General features: G+C 73.8%; 2 protein-coding genes. One reads left to right on the top strand and one right to left on the bottom strand.

Going from position 1 to position 1686, the window contains the following annotated elements; translation table 11 throughout:
- Nucleotides 1-849, top strand: an 849-nt coding sequence (locus IH13_RS0114110; RefSeq protein ID WP_063837442.1) for a carbohydrate kinase family protein, incomplete at its 5' end; no start/stop codon positions are given.
- A gap of 203 nt (nucleotides 850-1052) precedes the next feature.
- On the opposite strand, the gene IH13_RS0114105 is transcribed toward IH13_RS0114110, so the two are convergent.
- Complete coding sequence (locus IH13_RS0114105; RefSeq protein WP_031084359.1) at nucleotides 1053-1529, bottom strand: MSMEG_6728 family protein; 477 nt, start codon at nucleotides 1527-1529, stop codon at nucleotides 1053-1055.
- Nucleotides 1530-1686 lie beyond the last annotated feature (157 nt).

Here is a 1686-nt window from a genome sequence, read left to right as displayed (position 1 = left end):
AGAGATGGGTATAAGAGACAGGGGCCGTACAACACGGCGGTCGCGCTCTCCCGCCTCGGCTCGTCCGTCACCTTCTGCTCGCGGATCTCGACGGATGCCTTCGGTACGTCACTGACCGACCGCCTGCGGGAGGAGAAGGTGGCCCTCGGCATGGTGCAGCGCGGTCCGGAGCCGACCACGCTGGCCGTCGCCTCCGTCGACGCGGGCGGCTCGGCCACGTACACCTTCTACTGCCAGGGCACCGCCGACCGTCTCTTCACCCTGCCGGGACCGCTGCCCGTCGAGACCCGGGCGGTGTCGTTCGGCACCTGCTCGCTGGTGCTCGAGCCGGGGGCGAGCGCCTACGAGGAGCTGATGCGCCGCGAGGCGCGGCTCGGACGGTTCGTCGCCCTGGACCCCAACATCCGCGCCGGCCTCATCCCGGACCCGGACGCCTACCGGGCCCGTTTCGGCCGTCTGCTGTCCTCCGTCTCGTTCCTCAAGCTCAGCGAGGAGGACGCGCGGTGGCTCGGGTACGACATCGCCGGCTGGTCGGCCGCCGGCCCCGCCGCCGTCGTGGTCACCCGGGGCGAGGCCGGTCTGACGGCCTACACGCGCGACGGCGGCGTGTACTCGGTCCCGGGCGAGCCCGTCCGGGTCGTCGACACGATCGGTGCCGGCGACACCGTCAACGCAGCTCTCCTGCACGCCCTGTCCGAACTGGACGTGCTGTCCGCCGGTGCCCTGGCCGGACTGACCGGGAGCACCTGGCGGCAGGTACTGGGCTTCGCCGCCCGCGCCGCCGCGGTCACCTGCGCGCGGGCAGGCGCCGAACCGCCCTTCGCGCACGAACTCCGGGGCCTCGCCTGACGGTCCTTCAGCCCGGCACACCGATTCGTCTCCGACCCGACGGGTGGTCGCACGACGTCGAGGGGCAGTGCCGGATGAGGAGGAGTTGCTCCAGCGGGTGGTGCCGGAGGAGCCCTCCAGGGTGGTGGTCGCGTCGCCGCGGTGACCGGTCTCGTCCCGGGCCCCGGCAGGGCCCGGGACGAGACACCCTGCGAAGCGTCCGGTCAGATGCGGTCGCGGTCGGAGGCGGGCCAGACGTACGGCAGGTCCGCGGGCACGTCCGGGAACAGCGGCCCGTAGTACGCGGCGTCCTTGCGCACCAGCGCCGAGCGGTGGCTGAGGTGGAACGCCTCGTCACCCAGCCACGGGGGGACCTCCCCCGCCGCGGTGAGTTCCGGCTCCGGGCGGACGGTGACGGCACCGCGCCCGAGCGAGACGGCGAGGTCCTGGAGCAGTGTCGCCGCGCAGGTGTCCGCCCGGCCCTCCGCCGTCCACACGGCGCACATCTCCAGCCCGTAACGCACGAGTGCCTCCGGGTACCCCGTCCACATGCGGACCGCGGGGTGGTGGCGCCACCCGTAACCGGGGACGGTGAGCCCGCGGAGCACCTGAATCGTCTCCACCCGCTGCTTTCCCAGCCGCCGCGGATCCAGCGCGAGGGCGCTCCGGCGGAAATCGGCGTAGGGCAGGAAGGTCTGCATGACTCCTGCCTACCTCATGCACGCGGCCGCCGGCCCCGACCGGGCCCGGTGCCACCACCCACACGGCGGCCGTCTTTCGCCCCGGAACGGTCGCCGGGGAGCCGTCCCGTGACCCCGGCGGGCGCGCGACGACCGCGGGCCGCCGTGTGGTCGGCGG

Origin of the sequence: Streptomyces sp. NRRL WC-3549 (assembly GCF_000721935.1) — a bacterium.
Lineage (GTDB): Bacteria > Actinomycetota > Actinomycetes > Streptomycetales > Streptomycetaceae > Streptomyces.
Note: the sequence above shows the minus strand (reverse complement) of the source record. Positions and strands in the feature narration are given on the sequence as shown.

Coding starts and splice junctions, on each gene's coding strand:
- IH13_RS0114105 (WP_031084359.1), bottom strand. CDS start 1,529: ATGCAGACCTTCCTGCCCTACGCCGATTTCCGCCGGAGCGCCCTCGCG.